The sequence below is a fragment of the Bordetella sp. BOR01 genome, from assembly GCF_019218885.1.
Taxonomy (GTDB): domain Bacteria; phylum Pseudomonadota; class Gammaproteobacteria; order Burkholderiales; family Burkholderiaceae_B; genus Bordetella_A.
The window spans coordinates 646,706-672,528 of sequence record NZ_JAHUWT010000002.1; the positions used below are offsets into that span (position 1 = coordinate 646,706).

Sequence of the window (25,823 nt, forward strand, 5' to 3'; positions counted from 1 at the left end):
GTACCTTGCATGACTAACACGGGAGGCCAGGCGTTGGTGGCCGGCTTGATTCGCAACGGCGTCAGCGATTTGTTCATGATCCCCGGCATCCAGCTCGATTGGGCTGTCGACGCACTGCGCCAGCATAGCGGCGAGATCAAGCTATACGTGCCTCGCCACGAGCAGGCCACGACCTATATGGCCGATGGCTATTACCGCGCGTGCGGCCAGGTCGGCGCGGCCATGGTGGTGCCCGGGCCTGGCGCACTGAATGCGGGAGCGGGCCTGGCGACGGCATATGCGTCGAATTCCAAGGTGCTGTTCGTGACCGGACAAATCCATTCGGCAGGCGTCGGCAAGGGCCTGGGCCTGCTGCACGAGATCAAGGACCAGACCGGTTTCGTGGGGGGGCTGACAAAATGGAATACCTTCGTCAATGCGCCGCAACAGATCGGCGATGCGGTGGACGAGGCGTTTGCGCAGGTACACGCCGGCCGGCCTCGGCCCGTGGGTATCGAGATTCCCCACGATTATCTAAGCGCCTCGCTGGACAAGCCCGCCGCGCGGCAAGCCCGCCACGCCTCTTCCATGGACGCCGCCCCTGCGCTGGATGATGCCGTCCTGGCGCGGGCCGCAGCCATCCTGAATGCGGCACGGCTGCCCGTGATCTATGTGGGCGGCGGCATTTTCCAACCCGGCGGATGCGCTGCGCTGCAGGAACTTGCCGAACGCATCGGCGCACCCGTGGTCATGAGCGACAACGGCCGAGGCGCGCTCAGCGACCGCCATCCGCTGGCGATGAACGCGCTGGCCGGCCGGGCCGTGTTCCAGCATGCCGATGCCGTGCTGGTGGTGGGCAGCCGCTTTATCGATGCATTGACGCCGACGCCATCCTGGCCGGCCAAGGCCGGGCTGCGATTTATCCACATCAATATCGACGCAGCCGACCTGGCGCCGCCCCGGGCACCCGATGTGGCCATCGTTGCCGATGCCGCGTCGGCGTTGGCCCAACTGGCCGAGCGGCTCAGCCCGCGCGTCGCGCTGGCCGAACGCGATGCCCTGCGCGTAAAGGCGTGGGCGCAGGCCCAGGTCGATGCGGTCATGCCGCAGTCGGCCTACGTCGCCGAGTTGCGCGCCGCCATGCCCGACGACGCCATCTTCGTGAACGAACTGACGCAGATCGGCTATCTGGCGCGCATTGCGTTGCCGGTCTATGGGCCTGGCACGTATATCGGGCCGGGTTACCAGGGCACGCTGGGCTATGGCTTCCCGGTGGCCCTGGGCGCGGCGGTGGGCGGGCGGGGGCGCCGCGTAGTATCCATTACCGGCGACGGCGGCTTTGGCTGGAATCTGCAGGAGCTGGCCACCGCGCAGCGCTACGGCCTGCCGGTGACCCTGGTGGTCTTCAATGACGGCCATTACGGCAATGTGCGCGCGATCCAGAAGCGCGAGTTCGGCGCCGAAGTCGCGGTAGAGCTGGCCAATCCCGATTTTGCCCTGTTGGCACGCGCTTTCGGGGTGCCGTTCGAGCAGGTCGATACTCCGCAAGCGCTGGGCGCGGCGGTGAAGGCCACGCTGGCGGCGCGCGGGCCGGCCATGATCGAAGTGCGGATCGGCGTGGTGCCCAGCCCCTGGCACTTGCTGCGCCTGCAGCCGATGAAAGGAATGACGGGGCCGGCGGCACCGGCCAACCCCCTGGATGAGGCATGACCATGATTCGCTACGACCACTTCTATGCGGGCGGCAGCATCATTCCCGTCAAGGGCCCCGGCCGCCATACCGTTGTGGATCCCGCAAAAGAGGTGGCTTGCGCCGACGTATGGCTGTGCGGCCACGGCGAGGTCGATCTTGCGATCAAGCACGCAAGACGGGGTTTCGATGCCTGGCGCCACAGCAGCCTGGGCGAGCGCGGGGCGGCGCTGCAGCGCCTGAAGGCCGCGCTGGAGCAGCGCTCGGGCGAGATATCGCAGCTGCTTGCTACCGAGATGGGCTGCCCGGTATGGCTGGCGGGTTTGATGCAGATGCCGATGCCCTTGAAGGGCATCGATTGCGCCATCGAAGGCCTGTCGCAGATCGCGTGGGAAGAGCGCATCGGCAACGGACTGGTCGAACGCGTACCCAGCGGCGTCGTCGCCGCGATCACGCCCTGGAATTTTCCGGTGCACCAGATCGTGGCCAAGGTCGCGGCGGCCGTGGCGGCGGGTTGCAGTGTCGTGCTCAAGCCCAGCGAAGCGGCTCCGGGAGCGGCTTGGGCCTTCATGCAGGCCGTGCACGATGCGGGGCTGCCAGCGGGCGTGGTCAACCTGGTGTGGGGCGATGCCGAGGCTGGCGCGTACCTGGTCACGCATGCCGGCGTGGACCGGATCAGCTTCACGGGCTCGACCGCAGTGGGCCAGCGCATCATGGCCAGCGCCGCCACCAGCCTTACGCCTGTCACGCTGGAGCTGGGTGGCAAGTCGGTGGCCGTGCTGCTTGATGATGCCGACCTGGCGGCGGCGATTCCGGTGATTGTCCGGATGGGGCTGGCCAATTCGGGCCAGGCCTGCGTCAGCCAATCGAGGCTGCTGGTGCCGCGGCATCTGCGCGACGAGGTGATTGCGCGGTTCAGGCAGGCGGCCGCAGGCTGGGTGCTGGGCGATCCCCTGGATCCCGCCACCCGCCTGGGGCCGGTGGCCACTGCCGCGCAGTACGCCCGGGTGAACCGGATGATCGCCCGCGCAACAGAGCAGGGGGCCAGCTGCGTGGTGGGCGGCCCCGCGCCCTTGGCCCGCGGCTATTTCGTGACGCCGACTTTGTTCGCGAACGTGCAACCGGAAATGGAGATTGCCCGGCAAGAGGTCTTCGGCCCGGTGGTGGCGTTGATGACCTACGACAACGAGCACGAGGCCGCCGACCTGGCCAATGCATCGGGTTACGGATTGTCGGGCGCTGTCTGGGCGGCCGACCCGGTACGCGCCCTGTCGTTTGCCCGGCGCATGAAGACCGGGCAAGTGGTGATCAACGGCGCTGCCCAGAACCTGGCGACGCCGTTCGGCGGCTGGGGGCTGTCCGGCTTTGGCCGCGAGAACGGCAGGTTCGGCATCGAAGACCTGCTGGCCTTCCGGTCCTTGCACGGCGCGGGGTGAATTGGCACCTATGCGGAGTTCGGCCAGCAAGGTGCAAACGGCTTGTATCGATGTCGTACCGCCGGCCGCCGATGCCGGCCATGGGCGCGGCTAGAACACGTAGTCTTTGTACTTCTTGATGTAGTCGCGCGCGCTGCGATTCAGTTCGCGGATGCGCGCCTCGGCCTGTTCGGCGTCGCCCTGGCGCATGGCCGCTATCACGGCCCGGTACTGGCGGATGCCTTCTTCGGCACGTCCGGGCAGCAGGGCAACCCGTCGGATCGTCATGGCCGTTCGGTCGTGCAGGCGGTCGATCATGTCGCTGAGCGCGGGGTTGTCGGCCGCTTCCTTGACCCGGCCGCGGAAGGTCTCGATGGTGGCAATGTGGCCGTCGATATCGCCATTGCGCAGGCTGGCTTCAAAGGGCTCGCCGAACAGCGCCTCGATGTCGCGCCAGTCGTCAGCCTGGGTGTTTTCCGTGGCCAGCCGCACCGCCAGGCCGTCCAGCGCTTCCCGTACCAGGTACAACTGGTAGGTCGACGCCATGTCGATCGACACGATCACCGCGCCTTTGTTCGGAATACGAACGATCAGCCCTCGATCTTCCAGCGTGGCCAGCGCCTCGCGCGCCTTGGCCCGCGGAATATTGTAGGTAAGGGCGATGTCTTCTTCCGGCATGTGGGTGCCGGGCAGCAGGTTGTGCGAAGCGATCCGGTGCCGCAGATCGCTCACGACATCGGCGGTGCTCAGCTTCTTGACGGCGGGGGCGGAGGGCTTGGATGGCGAGGTCGCTGGCATGGGGAAAAATGGTGTTCTGGAAAACAACAAGTATTGCACGAAATATTGTACACAATATTGTGTTATTGATAGTCTTCTGAATTGTGTGCTATATATTCCACATTGTTAACGACACTGCAATGTGCGAGGTTCACCTTGAGTCTTCTCGAATCGCAACCGCCGGTCGCGGCAGCTACGGCAAGGCCCGGCCCGCGTTGCGCCGACTTCCTGGAACGGCGCCGGGCGGTGGTTGCCAATGGCGTGGTCAATGGCGCCGCGGTGTTCGCCGCGTGGTGCCAGGGGGCCACGGTGGTGGACCTGGACGGGCACCAGTACATCGACTTTGCCGGCGGCATCGGCACCCTGAATGTCGGGCATGCCCATCCCGAAGTGGTGCAAGCGGTCAAGTTGCAGGCCGACCAGTTCCTGCACACCTGCTTCAATATCGTCATGTATCCCGGCTACATCGAGCTGGCCGAGAAGCTGGCCGAGCGTGTGCCCGGCGACTGGCCCAAGAAAGTCATGCTGCAGACCACCGGCGCGGAGGCCGTGGAAAACGCCATCAAGGTGGCGCGCCGGGCTACCGGGCGCTCGGCCATTGTCGCGTTCCAGAATGCATTCCATGGCCGTACCTACATGGCCCTGGCCCTGACTGCCAAGGGCCCCTCGTACAAAGACGGATTCGGCCCGTTTCCCGGGGACATCTACCGCGCGGTGTATCCCACGCTGTACCGGTCCGGGCACGCCGATGCCGAAGCGGCCTCGCGCGCCGCTTTCGCCGACCTGCGCCGCCAGATCGAAACCGAGATCGGTGCTCGGCAAGTGGCTGCCATCATTATCGAGCCCGTGCAGGGCGAGGGCGGTTTCAATGTGGCGCCGGCCTCGTACCTGCATGCCCTGCGGCGCTATTGCGACGAACATGGCATCGTGCTGATCGCCGACGAGATCCAGTCCGGTTTCTGCCGCACCGGGAAGTGGTTTGCCACCGAACACAGCGAAGTCCAGGCCGATCTTTACACGCTGGCCAAGTCGATGGGCGGCGGCTTGCCCATCGCTGCACTGGTTGGGCGCGCCGAATTGATGGATGCCCCCGTGGTTGGGGGCCTGGGCGGTACTTATGCCGGCAACCCGCTGGCCTGCGCGGCCGCGCTCGCCGCCATCAACGTGATGGAAAAAGAGAACTATCCCGCGCAGGCCGAACAAGTCGGGCGCTTGCTGCGCAACCGGTTCGACCGTTGGGCGCAGGCCCTGGACATCGTTGGCGACGTGCGCGGCGTGGGCGCCATGGTTGCCTTCGAAGTCGTAGAGAACAAGCTGACGCACGCCCCGGCAGCCGCACTGGCCGCCCGCATCGTCGAGACGTGCTATCAACGTGGCCTGATCCTGGTGAAAGCCGGCTTTCATGGCAACGTGATCCGTTTCCTGGGACCGCTGTCGATCGACCCGGCAGAGCTCGAGCAGGGCCTGGATATTCTGGGTATTGCGCTGGCCGAGGTCGCCGGTGAAGCCGGCGCGGTCCATCATGGTTGATGCAGCCAGCCCCGTGCCGGCGGATGCGCGGCGCAATGCCCGCCAGGTAGTCGAACTGCTGGGCGCCGCCAGGCCGGGCACGCGGGTACTGGTGCTGTGCGACGCACATACCCAAGCCAACGCGCGCCTGCTGGAAGCGGCGGTGGCCGACTGCGGGGCCGTGCTGAGCTCGATGCAGATCGACCATAGCGCCGCCCACGGCCGGCCGTTGCCGGATGCCGCGGCGGCGGCCATGCAGCAGGCCGACCTGGTCATCGGGATCACGCGCGCCAACATCACGCATACCGATGCGCGCCGGGCGGCGACGCAGGCCGGGGTAGGGGTGATCGTGCTGCCCGAGTCCGACCGCCCCGATTTTTTCCTGGCCAGGGGCTGGGATGCCGACTTTACCGGTTTGCGTCCCACTATCGAGGCGCTGGCCGATGCGCTGACGCAGGCGAGTACGGCGCGCGTGGTCTCGCACCAGGGTACGGATATCACCATGCGCATCGACGGACGGCGTGGCCGGGCGCTGCACGGATTCGCCAACACCCGGGACATTTCCGCGGGTTATTGCCTGGAGGCCAGCCTGGCGCCGGTCGAAGGCTCGGCCAATGGCGTCATCGTGGTCAACGCCAGTATTCCTGGCGTGGCGCGCATCGCCGCGCAGCCCGTCAGGATCCGCATCGAGCATGGCATGGCGGTGGCCATCGAAGGCGGCGCCGAAGCCGAGGCGTTCCGGCGCCTGCTGCAAGGCTTCGACGACCCCCTGGTCTACAACCTGGGAGAACTGGGCGTGGGCATGAATCCTTGCTGCGAGATCGATGGAACCATGCTGTCCGATGAAAGCGTGCATGGCGCCATTCAACTGGCCCTGGGCAGCAGCCTGTATATCGGCGGCGCAGTGAAAGCGGCCGCGCATTACGACACGATCCTGACCGGCGCCGAATTGCACCTGGATGGCAAGGTCGTAGTAGGACAAACAGATTCGACGGGTATGACCGGAGTATGGGTATGAGCATCAAAGTAGAGCGTGGCGCAGGGGGCATCGTGACGGTGTGGATGGACCGCCCGCAAAAGCGCAACGCATTTACCCTGGAGATGTACGGCGAGTTCGGCACGGCCTTGCGCGCGCTGGACGACGACCTGGAAGTGCGCTGCATCGTGTTGCGCGGCGCCGGCGGTGCATTCTGCGCCGGCAGCGACATCGGCGGCTTCGATGATGGGCGGGAAGACCGCGAGCGGGCTCGCGGATATGCCGACTTCACCCTGTCGATGACCGATTGCCTGCGCGATTCGATCCATCCAACCGTGGCGTGCATCGAGGGCCCATGCGTGGGTGGCGGCCTGGAAATCGCCACCTTGTGCGATTTCCGCATCTGCGGCGCAAGCAGCCGCTTCGGTGTTCCGGCCAACCGGCTGGGGCTGACGCTGGATTATCGCGAACTGGCCGACCTGATCGGCGCGATCGGCAGTGGCCCGACGCTGGAAATCCTGCTGGAAGGCCGCTTGTTCAACGCAAAGGACGCGCTTGCCAAGGGCGTAGTCACCGAAGTGGTCGAAGATGCCGACGTCGCGCGGCGGGCCTTCGAGGTGGCGGCATCGATCGCGAGCGGTGCACCGCTGGTCAACCGCTGGCACAAGAAATTCGTGCGCCGGCTGAAGGATGCCCATCCGCTGACACCGGAAGACGTCGATGAAAGCTACAGCTGCTTCGACACGCAGGACTACGCCACGGGACGAAAGGCCTTCATGAACAAGATGAAGCCAACTTTTTCGGGTCAATGACACTCAAGTATTGAACAGGTAGCACACTCATGCAGAAAGCAGTTTCCCCGCTGGACGGCCTGAAAATCCTGGATCTGTCCCAGATCATGGCGGGTCCCTATTGCACGATGGTGCTGGGCGATCTCGGGGCCGAAGTCATCAAGATCGAGCGGCCCGGCACGGGCGACGACGCACGCGAAATGGGGCCTTACGTCAATGGCGAATCGACCTGCTTTGCCCACATCAACCGCAACAAGCATGGCCTGTCACTCAACCTGAAAGATCCGCAGGCGCGCGAAGTCTTCTATGAAATGGTCAAGTGGGCCGACGTGGTCGTAGAGAACTTCAGGGTGGGCGTCACGCAGAACCTGGGCGTGGACTACGCCACCCTGGCCAGGATCAACCCCGCGCTGATCTATTGCTCGATATCGGGCTATGGCCAGACAGGCCCTTATTCGCGCAAAGGCGGGTTCGACCTGGTGGTACAGGGCTTGACCGGCATGATGAGCATGACCGGCGAACAGGGCGGGGCTCCGTTGAAGTCGGGCATTGCCGTCTACGACGTGGGCGCCGGCCTGACAGCCACCTATGCCATTCTTGCCGCGGTAATCCATCGCATGAAAACGGGCGAAGGCCAGCACATCGACATCGCCCTGGCCGAATGCGGCTTGCCCTGGTTCGTGTGGGAATCGGCGGCCTACTTCGCCGATGGCACCATTCCGGCTCCTACCGGCAGCCGGCACCGCGTGTCGGCACCCTACCAGGCGTTTCGCACGGGCGACGGGTATATCGTCGTGGGCGCGGCGAACCAGCGTAGCTGGGAGCGCCTGTGCACCGATGTGGTCGGCCGTCCCGACCTGATCGAAGACGCCCGTTTCGTCACCAATGACGACCGCATCAAACACGTGGACGAACTGGAACAGGTGCTGGAAGCGGCCTTCCAGTCCGCCGACGCCGCGACCTGGATCGCGCGTTGCGAGCAGGCGGGCGTGCCCTGCGGACCAATCAACAATTTCGCCCAGGCGATGCAAGATCCGCATTTCCTGGCGCGCGGCATGATCCAGGAAATCGACCATCCCAAGCTCGGTCGCATGCAAACACTGGGTACGCCCACCAAGTTTTCCAAGACGCCGACCTCGCTGCGCAAGGCGGCGCCCACTTTGGGGCAGGATACGGCAAGAACTTTGCGCCGCTTCGGCGTGGACGATAAGCAGATCGACGCGATGCGGGCGCGTGGCGCGCTGCAATAAGACGCCAGCACGGCAACCGAGACAAGAAGGGGAGAAGATGTCATTTCTTAAGCTGAATAGGGTATCCAAGAACTACGGAGCCCTGCAGGTCGTGCGTGGCATCGACCTGGCCATCGAAAAAGGCGAGTTCGTCTCGCTGCTTGGGCCATCGGGTTGCGGCAAGACCACGACTCTGCAGATGATTGCCGGGTTCGCGGAAGTGAGTGCGGGCACGATCGAACTGGACGGGCGCGACATCACGCATGCCAAGCCGAACACCCGCGGATTGGGCGTGGTGTTCCAGAGCTATGCGCTCTTTCCCCACATGACGGTGTTCGACAATGTGGCCTTCGGGCTGAGCGTGCGCAAGGTGCCGCGCGTCGAACTGGAATCGCGTACCCGTGCCGCGCTGGAATTGGTCAAGCTGGATGCGCACGGCACCCGCTTCCCGCGCGAGCTGTCGGGCGGGCAGCGCCAGCGCGTGGCGCTTGCACGCGCGCTGGTGATCAAGCCGCCGGTGTTGTTGCTGGATGAGCCCTTGTCCAACCTGGACGCCAAACTGCGCGAAGAGATGCAATATGAACTGCGCCGCATCCAGCGCCACACCGGCACGACCACCATCTTGGTGACCCACGATCAGTCCGAGGCCTTGTCCATCAGCGATCGTGTGGTGGTGATGCACGACGGCCGTGCCACGCAAATCGACAAGCCTTATCAGATCTACGAATATCCCGACACTCAGTTCATCTCGCAGTTCGTGGGCAAGACCAACCTGGTGCCGGGCGCCGTCAGCGTACAGCAAGGGCGCACGCAGTTTGTCCATGGCGAGCTGGAATTCGCGATCGACGGCACGGCATTGCGCCATGGCGAGCACATACAGATATCGTTGCGGCCCGAGAAGCTGCAGCTTGCGCCGGCCGGTGGCGGCAAGCTCGACGCGCGCGTATACGCACGGTTTTTCCTGGGCAGCCAATGGCTCTATGAGCTGGACAGCGCCCTGGGCCGCTTGATCCTGGTGACTCCGAACGATGGCGCCGATCCGTTGGAAGAGGGAGAGTCCACAGGACTGGACTGGTCGCCCGCCGCCGTGCGCGTGCTTGCCGCCGAGTCCGCCGTGGAGCACATCGATGGATGACGCGGTCGTGTCCCCTGCCGCCAGTGCACCGGCGGCGCGCCGCGGGGCGCGTGCATCGTTGCTGGGTGTGGTGCCGCTGTCACTGGTATTCCTGGTGATGATCCTGGTGCCGCTCGTATTGGTGGTCGACCTGTCTTTCCGGCAGTTCGACTATGCCAAGGGCATCCAGCCGGGCTTTACGCTCGAACACTTCGCCCTGATTGTCCGGGACAGCTATTTCCTGGAAATTTTCTGGCGCACGCTGTGGTTCTCGGCCCTGACCACCCTGATCTGCGTGGCCATCGGATTGCCGCAGGCATACATCCTGACCCGCATGACGCCGCGCTGGCGTTCGATCTTCCTGCTGGTCGTGTTGTCGCCGCTGTTGGTGTCGACGGTGGTGCGGGCCTTCGGCTGGAGCCTGCTGCTGGGGCCCAATGGCCCGGTCGGTATCGCCGCGGCCGCCGTGGGCATCGACCAACTGCTGTACACCCCCACTTCGGTCATCATCGGCCTGGTCCATGTGATGTTGCCCTTCATGATCATCCCGGTCTGGACCTCGCTGCAGAAGCTGGACCCGTCGGTGGAGCACGCAGCGTACTCGCTGGGTGCATCGCGTCCGCTGGCGCTGTGGCGGGTGATTCTGCCGCAGGCGATGCCGGGTGTCCTGTCGGGCAGCCTGATCGTGTTCGGGCTGACCGCCAGCGCGTTCGCCACGCCGGCGCTGCTGGGCGGGCGACGCTTGAAGGTGGTGTCCACGCTGGTCTATGACGAGATTCTCAGCGAACTGAACTGGCCCCTGGGCGCCGCCATTGCCATCTTCCTGCTGCTGGCCAACGTCGCCATCATGCTGAGCTACAACCGCGTGGTCGAGCGGTCTTACAAACGCAGCCTGGGATAGGGGAAGCCAATGCTCAAGAACGGACCCATCGCACTGTGCTTCAACCTGCTCGTCATTACCTTCGTGATGGCGCCGCTGGTCATTGTCTGCCTGGTGGCGTTCACGCCCGAGGCGACGCTGAGCGTGCCCACGACGTCCTGGTCGCTACGCTGGTTCCATGCGGTGTTCGAACATGGCGACTTCATCCAGTCATTCAAGAACAGCGTCTGGCTGGCGACCTATGCCGCCAGCCTGGCGGCGGTGCTGGCCATTCCAGCGGCCCTCGTCATTACCCGCCACACCTTTCGCGGCCGCGATGCCTTGCATGCATTGTTCCTGTCGCCCTTGATGATTCCCAACCTGGTGCTGGGCGTGGCATTGCTGCGCTTTTTCGCGCTGATGGGCTACACCGGCAGCTTTGCCTGGTTGGTGCTCAGCCATGTGGTCGTGGTTACGCCCTATGTGATCCGGCTGGTCATGGGGTCGTTGATCGGCTTTGACCGCAGCCTTGAGCACGCGGCACTGTCGTTGGGCGCGAACCGCGCGACTGTCTTCCTGCGGGTCAACTTGCCTTTGATCTTGCCGGGCGTGGCGGGCGGCTGGCTGCTGGCGTTCATCAACAGTTTCGACGAAACAACCATGTCGGTGTTCATTACCTCGCCTTCGACCGTGACCTTGCCGGTGCGCATGTACATGTACGCCAGCGAGTCCATCGATCCGTTGATGGCCGCCGTATCGGCGCTGGTGATCGCACTGACCGCCGCCGCGATGTATGTGCTGGACAAGATCTACGGCCTGGACCGTATCCTGGTCGGCCGCTAGAGAGCATGGGAATGCGGTCCTGGAGGGCCGGCTTCCCAGCCTCCATTTATTCCTACAACGAAACAAGGAGTCAGCATGAAGTACGGTACCTTTGCAATGGTAGAGCCGCGTAGCACGGCAAAGTGGGCTGTCGGCCTGGCGCTGATGCTGGGTATGAGCACGATGGCTTGCGCGCAGCAGAAAACGCTTTATCTGGGCATGAATGGCGGCGACATGGAACGCACCTTCACGCAGCATGTATTCCCCGTATTCGAGAAGCAGCACAATGTGAAGATCGTAGTGGTGCCGGGCGGCTCGTCGGATATCCTGGCCAAGGCACAGGCGTTCCGCGACAAGCCGCAGATGCATGTGATGTTCCTGGACGATGGCGTCATGCAGCGCGCCGCCACCATGGGACTGTGCGAGAAGATGGAAGACACCCCGGTCATGAAAGAGCTGCATCCCAATGCGCGCATGGACGATGGGTTGGCCGTGGGCTTCACCATCGGCCTGACGGGACTGGGCTACAACAAGCGCATGTACGAAAAGCAGGGATGGCAGCCACCGACGTCCTGGAAAGACCTGGCCGACCCGAAGGTCAAGAACAAGGTGGTCTTCCAATCGGCGTCGAACAGCACGTTCGGGCTGCATGCCTTCCTGCTGTACAACCGGATCCTGGGCGGCGACGAGTCCAATGTCGAGCCTGGCTTCAAGGCATGGCGCGACACGATAGGCCCCAACGTGCTGGAATACATCCCGTCGTCGGCCAAGCTGGCCGAAATGATCCAGACCGACGAGGCGGCAGTTTTTCCCATCAACGTGACTGGCGTGCAAAGGCTGCAAAAGCGCGGTGTGCCCGTAGAGTTTGTCGCCCCGGCCGAAGGCACCGGCATGTTGATGGTGGCCGAGTGCGTCATCGCCAATAATTCGGAACCTGAACTGGCGCATCAACTGGCGCAGTTCCTGCTGTCGGCCCAGGCGCAATCGCTGGCGCTCGAGAACGGCAGCCAGATCCCCTCGAACCTGACGGTCAAGGCGGTGGACCCCGAGATCCAGGCCTACCTGGCCATGAACCAGGACTTCCAGAAGACCGCCACAGTGTTCGACTGGGCCCTGATCAACGCCAACCGGCAGGCATGGAATGCCCGCTGGAACCGGACGATCGAGCGCTAGGAACCGGTCATGTTCAACAAGATCACGTATCCGGTCTATCACAGCGGTTCGGGATGGCATGCCTTGCTGCCCGCGCGCGCACCGCGCCAAGAGCTGCCGGGCTCGCCGCGCGCCAGAACCATCGTGGTGGGCGCCGGCTACACCGGCCTGGCCACGGCGCGCCGGCTGGCCGAACTCGAACCCGACCAGGAAGTGCTGGTGCTCGAGGCAGGATGCGTGGGCGAGGGCGCCAGCGGGCGCAACTCGGGCTTCTTGAGCAGCATGCCCAAGCGGCCCAGGGCCGGCCCGCACGGCAGCGCCGAAGACGAGGCCTGGCGCCAGATGCGTATCTACCAAGCCGGCACGGCCTGGCTGCGCGACCTGGTGCAACAGCATGGCATCGATTGCGACTGGGACGAGCAGTCGCCTCGCTTCAGCGCGGCCGCCACCGAGGCAGGCGCGGCCTCGCTGAAGGGAACACTGGCGAAGTTCCGCCGTTGGGGCGTGGACTGCGAGCAGCTCGATCGCGACGCGCTGCGCATGCGCATCGGCACCGGCTACTACCAGTTCGGCTATTACGCACCCCGCAATACGTTCGTGCAGCCGGCTGCCCTGATCCGCGGCCTGGCCGACAGCCTGCCGCGCAACGTCAGGCTGGCCGAGCAAACACCCGTGCTGCGGCTTGAGCACGGACGTTCCAGCAGGGTGCACACGCGTAGTGCGGTATATGAATGCGACCGGCTGGTGATCGCCAACAACGGGTTCGCCAGGATGCTGGGCCTGCTGCGCGACCGGATGTTCACCATCTATACCTACGCGGGCCTGACGGCAGCGCTGTCGCCAGAAGAACGAAGCAAGCTGGGGGTCGAACGGAAGTGGGGAGTAATCCCGGCGCACCGCCTGGGCAGCACCCTGCGGCTGTCCGAAGGTGGGCGCTTCATGGTACGTAGCGGCTATTCCTACGAGAAAGAGCTGTCGACGCCGCAGGTGCACGCCATGCTGTCTGGCCTGTATCGAAACCGGTTTCCCCACATGGCTTCGTTCGAGTTCGAGCATGTTTGGGGCGGCGCTACCGCTGTGACTCTTAACGGAGGCTCATTCTTCGGGCAAGTCCGCCCGGGTGTGTACGCGTCGGTAGGCTGCAATGGGGCGGGGGTGTTGCGCGGCAGTACCCAGGGGCGATTATTGGCAGACTTGATGTGCGGGCAGGATTCGGACTTGCTGTCCGACCAGTTGAAGCTGCACCATCCCAACTGGATTCCACCCGAACCGTTCCGCGCGGTTGGCGTGGCGTCGGTGCTGGCAATGGAGCGGCGCAAGGCGGGCGCCGAGCGCTAGAATGGAACGCGGGCGCTCGCCATGTGCCTGCCGCCCGCATTCCCTGTGCCGCGCGATGCGCATGCTGGCGCGCCATTGCCGGCTGCGCTGGCATCGATAACTTGCTCCATGAAAAAACTTTCCGCCATCTGCACTTTCGCTTTACTGGCCATTGCCGCAGGCCCGGCGCTCGCGCAAGACTACGACCGCCACGGCCACGCATTGGTCCAGGACGAGCGGGGTTGGGTCTACATCGACCGCGCAGGGCATTCCGTTCTGCGGCCCTACCTCTTCGACAACGGCCCCGACTATTTCGAAGAAGGGCTGGCGCGGTTCGTGCAGGACGGAAAGATCGGTTTTCACGATGAAGCGCTGAATATCGTCATTCCCGCCAAATACGAGTTTGCCTTCCCGTTCCAGGACGGCGCGGCCAAGACCGGCAGCAACTGCCGATTCGTCCGGGAAGGCGAGCATTCGTCCGTGTACTGCCAGGCCTGGCAGTACATAGACCATCGCGGCGGCCTGCGCGAGCCCCAGCCGTAGCCGCACTGGTGGCCTGCGCAGGGGTGCGGGTTCAAGCCGGCCGGACGAAATCGCGCCAGCGCACGCCCGCCTGCTGGCCGACCCGTTCCAGGCCAGCCAGGGTGTCGGCCGGCAGCAGCAGGCCAGCGCCCCGATGGCGCTGGTCGGCTTCGGCCTCGATTTCGCCCGGGTAATAGACCTTGTCGTGGCCGACGGCCACCGGCACGCTCCTGAGCGAGGCAATATAGCTTTCCATGCGCGCGTGGAACTCGGACACAGGCTGGAAGGCGGCGATGTCCAGCGCCATGATGAAATGCCCCGCGCGGCTGCGGTTCACGGGGTCATAGGGGCCGTGCACCTGGTCCTGGAAACCGCTGCCCGACAGCACGCCCGACATCACGTCCACCATCACGCCTATGGCATAGCCCTTGTGGCCCGCCATGGGCAGGATGAAGCCCTTCAAGGCTTCCTTGGGGTCGGTGGTGGGATTGCCCTGGGCGTCGACGGCCCAATGCGGCGGAATGGGCTCGTGACGGTTGTCGGCCAGGTAGATCTTGCCGCGCGCCACGCCCGAGTTCGCGATGTCCATCACCATGGGGGCATGGCGGCCGGCCGGCACCGCCACCGACCACGGATTGGTGCCGATCTTCTTCTGCAGCCCGCCCCACGGGGCCATGTTCGGCCCGCCGTTGCTCATCATCAGCATGGCGCAGTCTTGCTGCGCGCCCATGCGGGTGAAGTACATGCAGGTGCCGAAATGGTTCGAATTGCGCACCGACACGATGCCCACGCCATGCAGGCGCGCGCGCCGCACGGCTTCTTGCGTAGCCTGCTGTGCGACCACGGGGCCGACACCGTCGTTGCCATCCAGCACCGCGATCGCGCCGGCGTCAGTAGCGGTCAGCACGTGCGTCCGGCCCTTCATGGCGCCCGAGCGCAAGCGGGCGTAGTACCAGCCCAGGCGCAGCAGCCCGTGCGATTGATGGCCCCACAGGTCGGCCTGGACCAGCGCATCGGCGGCCAGTTCGGCATCGGCCGGCGGCACCCCCGCCTGCCGGTAGACCGCGGCGGCGAATAGTTGCAGGTCTTGCGCAGCCAGGGGAGTCTGGGCGAGCTCGGTGATGGAAGGCATGTGCATGGTGCGTCAGTTGTCCAGGTGGATATCGCGCTCGTTGATGAACGTATGCCAGCGTGCCAGGTCGGCATGGAACAGCGCGTCGAACTTGTCGCGGGACATGCCGCCGGGTTCCAGGCCTTCATCGGCGAAGCGCGCGCGGATGGCGGGGTCGGTCAGGACCTGGGCGATGGCCTGGTGCAGTTTCTCGATGATGGGCGCTGGCGTGCCAGCCGGCACGAAGGCGCCGAACCAGACGTTCATCTCGAAGCCCGGATAGGTCTCGGCGACAGTGGGCACCGAGGGCAGGGCGGCCAGGCGTTCGCGGCTGGCGACGGCAATGGGCTTGAGCTTGCCGCCCTTGATGAAGTTGATGAAGCCCGGCACGGTGCCGAACGACATCATGATCGTGCCGCCCACCAGGTCATTGAGCGAGTTGGCCGTGCCCTTGTAGTGGATCATCATCAATTCGGTGTCGCTGGCCTGGCTGACCATTTCGGCCGCCAGGTGCGACATCTGGCCCGCGCCGGGCGTGCCTACCGACACGGTGTTGGGATGTTTCTTGGCGTATTCCACCAGTTGCGGCAGGGTATCGAACGGGGCCGATGGGTGCGCGGCCAGCAGCGTGGGCGAGCTGGCCAAGTCGATGACCGGGGTCAGGTCGCGCTCGGTATCGTAGGGCAGCTTCTTGTACAGCGCCGGGTTGCTGGTCAGCGCGCTGTTGGCCATCAGGATCGTGTAGCCGTCGGGGTCGGCCTTGGCGACCAGGTCGGCGCCGATGATGCCCGAGGCACCCGGACGGTTCTCCACCACGACAGTCTGGCCCAGGATCGGGCCCATCTTTTCGGCGACCAGGCGGGCCACCACGTCTGAGCCGCCGCCCGGTGCGAATGGCGCTACCATGCGAATGGGCCGGCTGGGGTAGTCGGCCGCCCAGGCAGGCTGGCCGGCCGCCAATACAAGAAGTGCGGCCACGGCGCCGCGGTACAGGGTTTTCATGCTTGTCTCCAGAAAGTCCTTATGAACAGCGGTAGGACTATAAGCAGGCGCCCTGGCGCGAAACCCCGCGTTTTCCATCCAAATACATTAGAAACGCTTAACTGAGATGCAAAGCCTGGACATCGATCAGCTTCGGACATTCGTGGCGGTGGTCGAGCGCGAATCGTTCGCCGCCGCTGCAGCCGAGGTACTGCGCACCCAATCGGCCGTGACTCAGCAGATGCGCCGCCTGGAGTCCGTGCTGGGCAAGCGGCTGTTCCAGCGAGTGGGGCGCGGCAAGCAATTGACGCAGGACGGCGTGCGTCTATTGGACTACGCCAGGCGCCTGCTGGCGCTGCATGATGAAACCTGCGCCGCCATGGCATCGACCGCGGTCAGCGGCGAACTGCGGCTGGGCGCGCCGCACGACATTACCGACAGTATCCTGCCGAACTTGCTGGCGCATTTCTCCCGGTCGTTTCCCGGCCTGCGCATCGCGATTCACGTCGGGCGCAGTCCGCACTTGCTGCAAGCCCTGCGGCAGGGCGATATCGATATGACGGTGGCGGGGCTGGACGCGCCAGAATTGCGGCAGATCACACTGCGCACCTCGCCCGTCGTGTGGATGTGCGCCGCGCGGTATCGCCACGACCCGGCACAGCCCCTGCCGCTGATCGTCGCGGCCGAATCCAGCCAGTTCCGGCGCATTGCGGTCGAGCACCTGGATAGGGCGGGCATTCCGTGGCGCATTACTTATACCTCGCCCACCGTGGTGGGCGTGCGCGCCGCGGTGCGCGCGGGCCTGGGCGTGACCGCGCGCAGCGTCGAGATGCTGGGCAGCGATTTGCGGGTGATGGGCGAGGCCGAAGCCCTGCCACGCCTGCCCGATGTGAATTTCCGCTTGTACTTGAGCCCGGTCAGCGCCAACAGCGTGGCCCAGCGGGTGTTCGATTCGCTGGGCGACTTGAGCCTGTAGGCGATTGCCGCCCGGCCGCCTACTTCGGGCAGGGATGCGCGCGGGCCAGGGCCTCGATCACGATGCCGGCGGCACCTTCGGCGCGGCGCTCCTCGGGCAGGTGGGCCAGGTAATCGAGCACCGGTGCCGGCATTGCCTCCATGTCCAGCGTCGATGACGGGCACCATTGCTTGCCGTTGGTGGTGTCGGCAATGCCCAGGATGTACGAAGTTGCCATCAGCGTGGACAGCATGGTGCGTTGGGCGGGGTCTTGCACCCAGGAAGCCAGGCCGCCGTCCATGATGCCGGCGTAGAGTTCCTGGGCCGTGATCGGACGGTACGGGGAAGGCGGCTGGGCCATTGCCGCGCCTGTCGCCAAGGCAAACGCCAGCGCGGCGACAAGACGGGGCGGGCCGGTACGGCGTGCGGGCGGGTTCATGGCCGGGTTCCTGTTGCTGGGGACAAGCGGCCATGTTATCAGCGGCCAGGCGTGATCCGGCCGCCCGGGATACCCTGTCATTCGATCCGTATGTCGTGTTCGCTGGCGATCTTGCCCCAGCGGGTGATCTCGCTTAGCCAGAAGGCCTGGAACTCGGCTTGCGACATGGGTTGCGGCTGCACGCCCGCCGATTGCCAGGTTTGCACGATATCGGGCATGGCCAGCGCCTGCTCGATGGTCTGATACATGCGCTGCAAAATGGGCTGGGGCACGGCCGCGGGCGCCATCACGCCGTACCAGCTCGATACTGCGAAGCCCGGTGCCACCGTTTCGTTCAGCGTGGGCAGGTCGGGCAGGGCGGGCGAGCGTTCCTGGCTGGTTACCGCGATGGCCCGGACCGCATGGGCACGTGTCTGGGCCAGGGCCAGCGGCATGGTTTCGAACATCAGGTCGACTTGGCCGCCCAGCAAGTCGCTCATGGCGGGCGAGCTGCCCCGGTAATGGACGGCCATGGCCTTGACGCCGACCAGCGACTTGAACCATTCCATGCTCAGGTGCTGCAAGGTGCCCGGTCCGCCGGTGGCGTAGTTGGCCTTGTCGCCCTGTTGCTTCAGCCAGGCCATCAGTTCCTGCGGCGTATGCACCGGCAAGCGGTTGTTCACGATCACGACGTTGGGCGTGGTGCCGATGTTGGCGACGCCAACCAGCTCCTTGCCCGGCTCGAATACCAGGTTGCGGTTCACGGTGGCGCCTATGGCATGGTGTATGGCTCCCATCAGGAAGGTATAGCCGTCAGGTGTGGACTTGGCCACGTAGTCTGCGCCCACCATGCCTCCGGCCCCGCCCCGGTTCTCGACCACGACGGTCTGGCCCAGGATGGCGCTCAGCTTGGTGGCCAGGGGCCTGGACAGGATGTCCAGAGAGCCGCCGGCGGGCGCGGGCACCACCAGTCTGATCGGCTGCTGCGCCGGCCATTGGGCGGCGCGGGCCGGCGAACCGGCCAGGCCTGCAAGCGAGGTACAACAGGCCAGCGCGAAGGCGGCGGCCAGGTGCCGGCGGCGTGCGGTGGCGTGGGGGCGGACTATTCTCATCGTTGTCTCCTGCCGCGTCATGCGCGGTTCTGGTTTGGGGGATGGATGCAGCTGGCTAGTGCTTGCCGTGCCCGCGCGAGAGCGGGCGCCTGGCAATCTCGCCGATGGCGGCCCAGTCCGGCGCGAAACCCAGCCCCGGTGTCTCGGGCAAGGGCAGCCAGCCGGCCTCGGGCACGGGCAGGCCGGTGAAGATCTGTTCGCAGACCTGTACCGCGACGCTGTGGTATTCGATGAAGCCGCCGTGGGCCAGGCCGGCATGCAGAGGCATGTTGTGGAATGGCCAGGCGCCGCCATTGGCGATGGCAACGTTGCAGGCCTGCGCCATGCCGGCGATGCGCAGGCATTGGGTGTAGCCGCCGGTGATGGCGACATTGGGCTGGGCGATGTCCAGCGCGCCGGCCTGGAAGAAATCGGCAAAGCGCGATGCCAGCCCTTCATTCTGGCCGCCGGCCAGCGGCATGGGCGCCCGCCTGCGCAGGTCGGCCAGCGCACGCGCATCGTTCTGCGTGATCGGCTCTTCGAAGAACGCGATACCGCAATCGGCCAGGCGCGCGGCCAATGTGCGCGCGTGGTAAGGATCCAGGCTGCAATTGGCGTCGATGCACAGTTCGATGCCAGGGCCTACGCGGTCGCGTACGGCGCGAACGCGCGCCTCGTCTTCGCGGATCAGGTCTGACAGCGGTCGGGGCTCGTCCTTGCGTTGCAGGCCATGGTTGCCCACTGTCATCTTCAGGCGCGAAAAGCCGCGTGCCACCCATTGCGCGGCGGCTTCGGCAAGCTGGGCACGGTCCAGGAAGTTGAAGCCGAAGGTGGCGTAGACGGGCACTTTGGGCCGGGCGCCGCCAAGCAGCCGCCACAATGGCAGATCCAGCCGCTGGGCCTTCAGGTCCCATAGCGCGATATCCACCGCGGCGATGGCATGGGCCGCGTAGCCGCTCTGGCCGCGGGGTGACAGCAGCCAATACAGGCGCTCCCACAGTTTTTCAGTATCCAGCGCCGACTCGCCCACGATCGCGTCGGCCGCGATGTGCTCGATAGCCGCCGCCACGACTTCTTCTTCGGTGATCGCGGTGAATCCGCAGCCCGTCAGGCCGCAAGCCGTGTCGATGCGGACCAGCACACAGGACAGGGCGCTCTGCTTTGTCCCGCCCGGGACCTGCATGGCGACTTCGATGTTCAGGGGGATGGCCTGGACACGCTCGATCTTCAGGTCGTGCGCCAGGGCGCCACGTGTTTCGTGGTGCATGAATGTCTCCGTGGGTTCGTTCGGCTATAACCGCGTTGTCCCGGTTATAGGTTTGCCGATGCACGGACGGCAATCGAGTTTTTCTCAAGCAGCTTTCGAGAAACGTGAAAGCATCATGGCAAGGCGCCGTCCAGCAGGTGCGCGATCAAGCCTTGCGTGCCTGGCGAAGGTTCGCGTTGCTGGGGCCATCCCAGCATGAGCTGCCGCGTGGCCCAGGCATCGCGCAGATGCGCCAGGTGCAGGCGGCGCAGCGTCACGTAGGGCTGGGCCACACGTTCAGGGACGATGCCCACGCCTATTCCGCTTTCGGCCATGCGGCAGACCGCATCGAAGCTGGTGACCTGGATGCGCAACCGCAAGGCGCGGCCGGCCTCGGTGGCCGCACGTTCCATCTGCGTCAGGATCGCTGTGCCCCGGTACAGGCCGACCTGGTCGTGCGCCAGCGTTTGTTCAAAGCGCAGCGCCTGCCGATGGCGCGCCAGGCTGTGCCGCGGATGCATCACACAGACCAGCGTATCGGTGCGATAGGGCCGGCAATGCACATTGCCCACCGTATACCCGCCATCGAACAGGCCCAGGTCGGCCCGGTCTGTCTGCAGCATCTCGACGGCGGAACGGCTGGTATGTTCTTCCAGTTCGATGCGCACGCGCGGGTTTCCCCGCATGAAGCCATTCAGGTCTTCGGGCAGGAACTGCACGATCGAGGCCGAATTCGCCACCATGCGCACGCGGTCTTCAATGCCATGCGCATAGTCGCGCAGGTCTTCTTCCATCGCGCCCGCCAGGCCTGCCATGCGGCGCGCGTGCGCGACGAAAATCTCGCCCGCGGGCGTGGGCTTGACGCCGCGCCGGTGCCGCAACAGCAGCGCCACGCCGACCCGCATTTCCAGGTCGCTGATGCGCTTGCTGGCCGCGGCCACCGATACATGGCTGCGCGCGGCGCCCGCGCTGATGCTGCCGCTGTCGGCCACGGCGATCAACAGTCGCAGCGCGGCGACATCGAGTTGGGACAGAGTGCTCATGACGTTACAGGTCCTGCAGGGCCAGCACGATCTGCTTGGTGAGCCAGTGCACCGCGGGCTGCGCGGCGTGATAGGCATGTACGTGCACGCGAACTTCGAATTCCGGGATTGCGACGGGTAGCGGCATCGATTGCAGGCGCCCATAAGATTCGAATACGCGGGCCACGCGCGAGGGCAGCGTGGCCATCAGGTCGCTTTGCGCGATCAAGCCAGGCAATACCGTGAAGTAGGGGATGCGCAATCCGATCTTGCGATGAATGCCCTGGGCACGCAATGTGTCTTCCACATGCTGGTGCGCAAAAAACGGCGACGAGACCAGTACGTGCGGCGTGGCCAGGAACGCATCCAGCGGCAGGTTGCCTGCGGCGGCGGCAGGGTGGTCGTGCGCCATCAGGCACACGTAGTGTTCGCGGAACAGCAGTTGGTTGCGCAGCTTTTCATGCAGCATCGGCAGGTTTCCGACGGCGGCGTCGATCTTGCCCGAGGCCAGGTGCTCGATCAGCGTGTCCACAGGTACTTGCAGCACTTCCAGGCTTGCCAGCGGCGCCACGCGCCGCAGGTGCGCAACCAGCGGCGGCAGGAAGCACAGGCCGCCGATATCCGACATGGCGACCCGGAAGCGGCGCGTGGTGACGGCGGGATCAAACGGGCCGGCCAGTTCCTGGGTGCTGTCGATACAGGCCAGCGCTTCCTGGAACGCCGCATAGATCTGCTCGGCGCGCGGCGTGGGTGCCATGCCGCGGCCATCGCGCACGAACAGCGCGTCGCCGTACGATTGGCGCAGTTTCGCCAGTCCGTAGCTGACGGTGGGCTGCGTAAGCGCCAGGCGGTCGGCCGCCTGGCTGACGCTGCCGGTTTCGAATACCGCCACCATCAGCCGCACCAGATTCAGGTCCAGCCGATGCGCATGGCTGGGTTCGGGCAAGGCAATTGCCATGATGTCTCTCCGTTGGCGGTGGGCCGGCCGTTGTGTTTATGTATCGATCACATCGATATGAAACATACTAATCATCGATTGTATGGATTGTAGTTCCACTCCTAATATCGCTCCACATTGATGACATTGGCGCCCGCGTCGCAAGCCAGCGGAGCAGCCCAGGGAGACGGATTCATGGAGCGTTCATTTGCGCGCGAGGTCGGCAGCCTTTCGCTCGGCGCCGGGCAGACCTTCCACGGGGAAGGGATCCTGGCGGTGACCAAGGCGTTGCTGCAGTCCGGGGTCAGCTATATAGGCGGCTACCAGGGCGCGCCGGTGTCGCACCTGATCGATGTGCTGGGCGATGCGCAAGGCCTGCTGCGGGACCTGGGCATCTATTTCGAGAACAGTGCATCCGAGGCCGGCGCCGCCGCCATGCTGGGTGCCTCGATCCACTACCCGGTGCGGGGCGCGGTGACGTGGAAGTCCACCGTGGGCACCAATGTGGCGTCGGACGCGCTGTCCAACCTGGCCTCGGCGGGCGTCAAGGGCGGTGCGCTGATCATCCTGGGCGAAGATTACGGCGATGGATCCAGCATCATCCAGGAACGTACGCATGCGTTTGCCATGAAGTCGCAGATCTGGCTGATGGACCCGCGACCCAACCTGGCCTCGATCGTGGATTCGGTGGAGCGCGGGTTCGAGCTATCGGAAGCCAGCCAGACGCCGGTGATGATGCAGTTGCGGATACGCGCCTGCCATGTGCACGGCAGTTTTGTATGCAAGGACAACGTCGCGCCTGCGGTGTCGACCCGTTTGGGGCTGCGCGACGGAAAATTCGATTACGCCAAGATCAACCTGCCGCCATCGACCTACGAACACGAACGCCAGAAAGTGCAGGTGCGCTGGCCGGCGGCGCTGGACTATATCCGGCGCGCACGCCTGAACGAGCAGTTCCCGGGCAAGCGTTCGAACCTTGGGCTGGTCGTGCCCGGCGGCTTGTACAACGGCGTCATTCGCGCGCTGCAGCAGTTGGGCCTGGCCGATGTGTTCGGCGATAGCGACGTGCCCATCTATGTGCTGAACGTGGTGTATCCGCTGGTGCCCGACGAATTGCAGGCGTTCTGCCAGGACAAGGAGGCCGTCCTGGTGGTCGAGGAAGGCCAGCCGAACTACATCGAGGAATCGCTGAACGCCATGCTGCGCACGGCCGGGCTGTCGGCACGGGTGCACGGCAAGGATGTGTTCCCGCTGGCAGGCGAGTATACGGGCGAGACCATGCTGCGCGGCATCTCGGAATACCTGCAGCAGGCAAGGCCCGCAACGCCCGCGGGCGATGCGCTGCGCCAGGTCACGCAGGGGCTGACGGGCCATAAGCAGGCCGCGGCCCAGGCACTGGGCGAGCCCGTGCCCAATCGTCCGCCCGGGTTCTGCGTGGGCTGCCCCGAGCGGCCGGTGTTTTCCGCCATCAAGATGGTTCAGCAAAAGCTCGGGCCGCTGCATGTCAGCGCCGATATAGGCTGCCACACGTTTGGCACGCTGGCGCCGTTCAATATCGGCAGCACTGTGCTGGGCTACGGCCTGGGGTTGGCCAGTTCGTCGGGTATCGCGCCGCTGATGGACAAGCGCGTGGTCAGTGTCATGGGCGACGGTGGATTCTGGCACAACGGGTTCACCAGCGGCGTGGTGAATGCGATGTACAACAACCAGGATTCGGTGCTGGTGATCCTGAAAAATGGCTATACCTCGGCGACCGGCACCCAGGCCATTCCGTCGTCGCCCTCGCAGCCCGCCACCAAGCCGCTTACGCTGGATATCGAGGCGGCGCTGCGCGGCGTGGGCGTGAAATGGCTGCGTAAAGTACCCAGCTACCAGGTTGCCGATATGAAGCGCACCCTGGACGAGGCCATGACTACCCCGGAAGGCGGGTTGAAGGTGATCATCGCCGATGGCGAATGCCAGCTTGAAAGGCAGCGCCGCATCAAGCCCCTGAATGCGCAGAAACTGAAAGACGGCCAGCGCGTGGTGCGCACCCGCTTCGGTATCGATGATGACGTCTGTACGGGCGACCATTCCTGTATTCGTCTGTCGGGCTGTCCGTCTTTGTCCATCAAGCCCAATCCCAGCGCATTGCGTACCGATCCGGTGGCCACCGTCAACCAGGGCTGCGTGGGCTGCGGCCTGTGCGGCGAAGTGGCGCACGCGGCGCAGCTCTGCCCCTCGTTCTTCAAGGCCGAGATCGTGCAGAACGCCGGCCGGTGGGAACGGCGCGTGGATGGCTGGCGGCGGCGCATCATCCACGCGATGGCCGGGCGCCCGCGTGTTGTCCAGGGAGCCCGCGCATGAAGGCCACCGAGCCCGTCAAGATCCTGGTTGCAGCGCTGGGCGGCGAAGGCGGCGGTGTACTGGCCGACTGGATCATCGCCGCCGCGTCGGCACAAGGGTTCCCCGTTCAAAGCACATCGGTGCCTGGCGTGGCGCAGCGCACCGGCGCCACGAATTACTACCTGGAAATCCTGCCCGTGCCGCATGCCGCGCTACAAGGGCGCGCCCCGGTCTTTTCGCTGGTGCCTTGCCCTGGCGATGTAAGCATCGTGGCCGCCTCCGAACTGGTCGAGGCCGGCCGCATGCTGCAGAACGGCTATGTCAATCCGCAGAAGACGGTGCTGGCGGCGTCCACGCACCGCGAGTTCGCCGTATCGGAAAAAGTCGCCATGGGAGACGGACGATACCAGGACGGGCGGGTTCTGGAAGCCGCCGCCGCCTTGTCGAAGCAGGCCATTCTGTTCGATATGGCGACCCTGGCGGCGCGCCATCGCACGGTCATCAATACCGTGCTGTTCGGCGCCATGGCAGGTAGCGGTGCCTTGCCGTTCAGCCGAGAAGCCTGCGAGCAGGCCATCCGCCAGGCGGGCAAGGCCGTGGATGCCAGCCTGGCCGGGTTCGCGGCCGGATATGAGCAGGCCCGGGCACTCGTATCGGGCCAGCCTGCTGCGCTGGCGCCTGAGCCAAAATCGGTGGCTGGCTCCATCCAGCCCGCATCGGCACGTGTGGCCGCCTTGCCGTCCGGCGTGCAGAACGTGGTGGCCGCGGGGGTCGCTCAAGTGATGGACTACCAGGGCGCGGCCTATGCCGACCTGTACCTGGACCGGGTCGAACTCATTTTGCAGGGCGAGCAGGCACATGCCGGCCAGCCGCTGGATGTCACGCGTGAAACCGCGCGTTTCCTGGCATTGTGGATGAGCTACGAGGATGTGATCCGCGTGGCCGACCTGAAGACGCGCCGCGATCGCCTGGAGCGGGTGCGGCGTGAAGTGGGCGCGGCCAGCGGCGATCCGCTGCACCTTACCGAATTCCTGAAACCGGGCCTGGATGAGCTGTGTTCCGTGTTGCCGCCGGCCTTGGCCGGGTGGTTGCGCCGCCGCCTGGCCGGGCGCGCCGGCAAGCTGGGCGTCGGGTTGCACGTTCGCACTTCCACGGTCAGCGGCTTTGCGATGCTATGCGTGTTGCGCAGCCTGCGGCGTTGGCGCCCGCGCACCGAACGCTATGCGGCCGAACAAGAAATGATAGGGCGCTGGCTTGCTGCCGTGCGCGGGCTGCTGGCCCATGAACCGCGGGCGGCATTCGAACTGGCGCTATGCGGCAATGTGGTCAAGGGATACGGCGAGACCAGCGAGCGCGGCCATCGCAGCCTGCGCGCGATCCTGGATGACGTGCAGGCGCACTTGGAGGGCCAGCCGGGCGCCGCTGCTGGCGATGTCTCGGGAATGCTGGTCGGGCGCATTGCCAAGGCGCGCAAGGCTGCTCTGGCCGACCCGCAAGGCCAGGCGCTGGCTCAGGCGCTGGACTTGCCGGCTCCCGAATTGGTTGCGCACCCGGTCCGATTCGTGCGGCGTGCCGCGTCGTCTTGA

Annotated in this window: 23 protein-coding genes; 15 read left to right on the plus strand and 8 right to left on the minus strand. The window is 65.3% G+C overall.

Translation table 11 applies throughout. From position 1 onward, the window contains the following. Positions 1-9: 9 nt before the first annotated feature. Positions 10-1,689, plus strand: coding sequence for a thiamine pyrophosphate-dependent enzyme (locus tag KW845_RS10855; RefSeq protein ID WP_218369234.1), 1,680 nt, complete (start codon positions 10-12; stop codon positions 1,687-1,689). Continuing rightward, entirely contained in the window at positions 1,686-3,104 is a 1,419-nt protein-coding gene (locus tag KW845_RS10860) for an aldehyde dehydrogenase family protein (RefSeq protein WP_255592546.1), read from the plus strand. Before KW845_RS10855 ends, KW845_RS10860 begins: the two co-directional genes overlap by 4 nt. Positions 3,105-3,194: 90 nt before the next feature. On the opposite strand, the gene KW845_RS10865 is transcribed toward KW845_RS10860, so the two are convergent. After that, a complete protein-coding gene (locus KW845_RS10865) occupies positions 3,195-3,881 on the minus strand; it encodes a GntR family transcriptional regulator (RefSeq protein ID WP_218369235.1) in 687 nt (228 codons plus the stop codon). A 135-nt stretch (positions 3,882-4,016) separates the two neighbouring features. Between KW845_RS10865 and gabT the strand changes: the two genes are divergently transcribed. The 10 genes from gabT (at position 4,017) to KW845_RS10915 (ending at position 14,172) form a co-directional block, all read left to right on the plus strand. Then, positions 4,017-5,390 (plus strand): 4-aminobutyrate--2-oxoglutarate transaminase, encoded by a 1,374-nt coding sequence (gene gabT, locus KW845_RS10870; RefSeq protein ID WP_218369236.1) that lies wholly within the window; start codon positions 4,017-4,019, stop codon positions 5,388-5,390. Then, entirely contained in the window at positions 5,383-6,387 is a 1,005-nt protein-coding gene (locus tag KW845_RS10875; protein WP_218369237.1) for an aminopeptidase, read from the plus strand. Before gabT ends, KW845_RS10875 begins: the two co-directional genes overlap by 8 nt. After that, entirely contained in the window at positions 6,384-7,157 is a 774-nt protein-coding gene (locus tag KW845_RS10880) for an enoyl-CoA hydratase/isomerase family protein (protein WP_218369238.1), read from the plus strand. The genes KW845_RS10875 and KW845_RS10880 overlap by 4 nt, the downstream gene beginning before the upstream one ends. Positions 7,158-7,186: 29 nt before the next feature. Then, on the plus strand, positions 7,187-8,386 hold the full coding sequence (locus KW845_RS10885) for a CaiB/BaiF CoA-transferase family protein (RefSeq protein ID WP_218369239.1): 1,200 nt from the start codon (positions 7,187-7,189) through the stop codon (positions 8,384-8,386). A 37-nt stretch (positions 8,387-8,423) separates the two neighbouring features. Next, positions 8,424-9,500, plus strand: coding sequence for an ABC transporter ATP-binding protein (locus tag KW845_RS10890; RefSeq protein WP_218369240.1), 1,077 nt, complete (start codon positions 8,424-8,426; stop codon positions 9,498-9,500). Next, a complete protein-coding gene (locus tag KW845_RS10895) occupies positions 9,493-10,380 on the plus strand; it encodes an ABC transporter permease (RefSeq protein WP_218369241.1) in 888 nt (295 codons plus the stop codon). Before KW845_RS10890 ends, KW845_RS10895 begins: the two co-directional genes overlap by 8 nt. A gap of 9 nt (positions 10,381-10,389) precedes the next feature. Continuing rightward, the gene (locus KW845_RS10900) at positions 10,390-11,181 is read left to right on the plus strand and encodes an ABC transporter permease (RefSeq protein WP_218369242.1); all 792 of its coding nucleotides are present in this window, start codon (positions 10,390-10,392) and stop codon (positions 11,179-11,181) included. Positions 11,182-11,256: 75 nt separating this feature from the next. Continuing rightward, positions 11,257-12,333, plus strand: a complete 1,077-nt coding sequence (locus KW845_RS10905) for an ABC transporter substrate-binding protein (protein ID WP_370628198.1) — start codon at positions 11,257-11,259, stop codon at positions 12,331-12,333. 9 nt (positions 12,334-12,342) lie between these two features. After that, positions 12,343-13,650, plus strand: a complete 1,308-nt coding sequence (locus KW845_RS10910) for an FAD-binding oxidoreductase (protein ID WP_218369243.1) — start codon at positions 12,343-12,345, stop codon at positions 13,648-13,650. A gap of 108 nt (positions 13,651-13,758) precedes the next feature. After that, positions 13,759-14,172: a WG repeat-containing protein gene (locus KW845_RS10915; protein WP_218369244.1), complete on the plus strand. Its 414-nt coding sequence runs from the start codon at positions 13,759-13,761 to the stop codon at positions 14,170-14,172. A 31-nt stretch (positions 14,173-14,203) separates the two neighbouring features. Here KW845_RS10915 and KW845_RS10920 read toward each other — a convergent pair whose 3' ends face one another. Together KW845_RS10920 and KW845_RS10925 are read right to left on the minus strand one after the other, a co-directional pair. Continuing rightward, positions 14,204-15,289 carry an Ldh family oxidoreductase gene (locus KW845_RS10920; RefSeq protein ID WP_255592547.1) on the minus strand — a complete coding sequence of 362 codons (1,086 nt, stop codon included), beginning with the start codon at positions 15,287-15,289 and terminating at the stop codon, positions 14,204-14,206. Between the two features lie 6 nt (positions 15,290-15,295). Continuing rightward, the gene (locus KW845_RS10925; RefSeq protein ID WP_218369245.1) at positions 15,296-16,264 is read right to left on the minus strand and encodes a tripartite tricarboxylate transporter substrate binding protein; all 969 of its coding nucleotides are present in this window, start codon (positions 16,262-16,264) and stop codon (positions 15,296-15,298) included. A 106-nt stretch (positions 16,265-16,370) separates the two neighbouring features. On the opposite strand from KW845_RS10925, the gene KW845_RS10930 reads away from it, so the two are divergent. After that, positions 16,371-17,219, plus strand: a complete 849-nt coding sequence (locus KW845_RS10930) for a LysR substrate-binding domain-containing protein (RefSeq protein WP_218369246.1) — start codon at positions 16,371-16,373, stop codon at positions 17,217-17,219. 19 nt (positions 17,220-17,238) lie between these two features. Here the strand turns inward: KW845_RS10930 and KW845_RS10935 are convergent, their stop codons facing one another. The 5 genes from KW845_RS10935 to KW845_RS10955 all read right to left on the minus strand — a co-directional run bounded on the left by KW845_RS10935 (position 17,239) and on the right by KW845_RS10955 (position 21,933). Further along, positions 17,239-17,637 carry a Rap1a/Tai family immunity protein gene (locus tag KW845_RS10935; RefSeq protein WP_218369247.1) on the minus strand — a complete coding sequence of 133 codons (399 nt, stop codon included), beginning with the start codon at positions 17,635-17,637 and terminating at the stop codon, positions 17,239-17,241. A gap of 77 nt (positions 17,638-17,714) precedes the next feature. Further along, complete coding sequence (locus tag KW845_RS10940) at positions 17,715-18,728, minus strand: tripartite tricarboxylate transporter substrate binding protein (RefSeq protein ID WP_218369248.1); 1,014 nt, start codon at positions 18,726-18,728, stop codon at positions 17,715-17,717. A 55-nt stretch (positions 18,729-18,783) separates the two neighbouring features. Continuing rightward, complete coding sequence (locus KW845_RS10945) at positions 18,784-19,974, minus strand: mandelate racemase/muconate lactonizing enzyme family protein (RefSeq protein ID WP_218369249.1); 1,191 nt, start codon at positions 19,972-19,974, stop codon at positions 18,784-18,786. Positions 19,975-20,087: 113 nt separating this feature from the next. Further along, positions 20,088-20,996 (minus strand): LysR family transcriptional regulator, encoded by a 909-nt coding sequence (locus tag KW845_RS10950; protein WP_218369250.1) that lies wholly within the window; start codon positions 20,994-20,996, stop codon positions 20,088-20,090. A gap of 4 nt (positions 20,997-21,000) precedes the next feature. After that, positions 21,001-21,933 (minus strand): LysR family transcriptional regulator, encoded by a 933-nt coding sequence (locus KW845_RS10955; RefSeq protein ID WP_218369251.1) that lies wholly within the window; start codon positions 21,931-21,933, stop codon positions 21,001-21,003. Positions 21,934-22,107: 174 nt separating this feature from the next. On the opposite strand from KW845_RS10955, the gene KW845_RS10960 reads away from it, so the two are divergent. Next, on the plus strand, positions 22,108-24,258 hold the full coding sequence (locus KW845_RS10960) for an indolepyruvate ferredoxin oxidoreductase subunit alpha (protein WP_218369252.1): 2,151 nt from the start codon (positions 22,108-22,110) through the stop codon (positions 24,256-24,258). After that, positions 24,255-25,823 carry an indolepyruvate oxidoreductase subunit beta family protein gene (locus KW845_RS10965; RefSeq protein ID WP_218369253.1) on the plus strand — a complete coding sequence of 523 codons (1,569 nt, stop codon included), beginning with the start codon at positions 24,255-24,257 and terminating at the stop codon, positions 25,821-25,823. The genes KW845_RS10960 and KW845_RS10965 overlap by 4 nt, the downstream gene beginning before the upstream one ends.

Coding starts and splice junctions, on each gene's coding strand:
- KW845_RS10855 (WP_218369234.1), top strand. CDS start 10: ATGACTAACACGGGAGGCCAGGCGTTGGTGGCCGGCTTGATTCGCAAC.
- KW845_RS10860 (WP_255592546.1), top strand. CDS start 1,686: ATGACCATGATTCGCTACGACCACTTCTATGCGGGCGGCAGCATCATT.
- KW845_RS10865 (WP_218369235.1), bottom strand. CDS start 3,881: ATGCCAGCGACCTCGCCATCCAAGCCCTCCGCCCCCGCCGTCAAGAAG.
- KW845_RS10875 (WP_218369237.1), top strand. CDS start 5,383: ATGGTTGATGCAGCCAGCCCCGTGCCGGCGGATGCGCGGCGCAATGCC.
- KW845_RS10880 (WP_218369238.1), top strand. CDS start 6,384: ATGAGCATCAAAGTAGAGCGTGGCGCAGGGGGCATCGTGACGGTGTGG.
- KW845_RS10885 (WP_218369239.1), top strand. CDS start 7,187: ATGCAGAAAGCAGTTTCCCCGCTGGACGGCCTGAAAATCCTGGATCTG.
- KW845_RS10890 (WP_218369240.1), top strand. CDS start 8,424: ATGTCATTTCTTAAGCTGAATAGGGTATCCAAGAACTACGGAGCCCTG.
- KW845_RS10895 (WP_218369241.1), top strand. CDS start 9,493: ATGGATGACGCGGTCGTGTCCCCTGCCGCCAGTGCACCGGCGGCGCGC.
- KW845_RS10900 (WP_218369242.1), top strand. CDS start 10,390: ATGCTCAAGAACGGACCCATCGCACTGTGCTTCAACCTGCTCGTCATT.
- KW845_RS10905 (WP_370628198.1), top strand. CDS start 11,257: ATGAAGTACGGTACCTTTGCAATGGTAGAGCCGCGTAGCACGGCAAAG.
- KW845_RS10910 (WP_218369243.1), top strand. CDS start 12,343: ATGTTCAACAAGATCACGTATCCGGTCTATCACAGCGGTTCGGGATGG.
- KW845_RS10915 (WP_218369244.1), top strand. CDS start 13,759: ATGAAAAAACTTTCCGCCATCTGCACTTTCGCTTTACTGGCCATTGCC.
- KW845_RS10920 (WP_255592547.1), bottom strand. CDS start 15,289: ATGCACATGCCTTCCATCACCGAGCTCGCCCAGACTCCCCTGGCTGCG.
- KW845_RS10925 (WP_218369245.1), bottom strand. CDS start 16,264: ATGAAAACCCTGTACCGCGGCGCCGTGGCCGCACTTCTTGTATTGGCG.
- KW845_RS10930 (WP_218369246.1), top strand. CDS start 16,371: ATGCAAAGCCTGGACATCGATCAGCTTCGGACATTCGTGGCGGTGGTC.
- KW845_RS10935 (WP_218369247.1), bottom strand. CDS start 17,637: ATGAACCCGCCCGCACGCCGTACCGGCCCGCCCCGTCTTGTCGCCGCG.
- KW845_RS10940 (WP_218369248.1), bottom strand. CDS start 18,728: ATGAGAATAGTCCGCCCCCACGCCACCGCACGCCGCCGGCACCTGGCC.
- KW845_RS10945 (WP_218369249.1), bottom strand. CDS start 19,974: ATGCACCACGAAACACGTGGCGCCCTGGCGCACGACCTGAAGATCGAG.
- KW845_RS10950 (WP_218369250.1), bottom strand. CDS start 20,996: ATGAGCACTCTGTCCCAACTCGATGTCGCCGCGCTGCGACTGTTGATC.
- KW845_RS10955 (WP_218369251.1), bottom strand. CDS start 21,933: ATGGCAATTGCCTTGCCCGAACCCAGCCATGCGCATCGGCTGGACCTG.
- KW845_RS10960 (WP_218369252.1), top strand. CDS start 22,108: ATGGAGCGTTCATTTGCGCGCGAGGTCGGCAGCCTTTCGCTCGGCGCC.
- KW845_RS10965 (WP_218369253.1), top strand. CDS start 24,255: ATGAAGGCCACCGAGCCCGTCAAGATCCTGGTTGCAGCGCTGGGCGGC.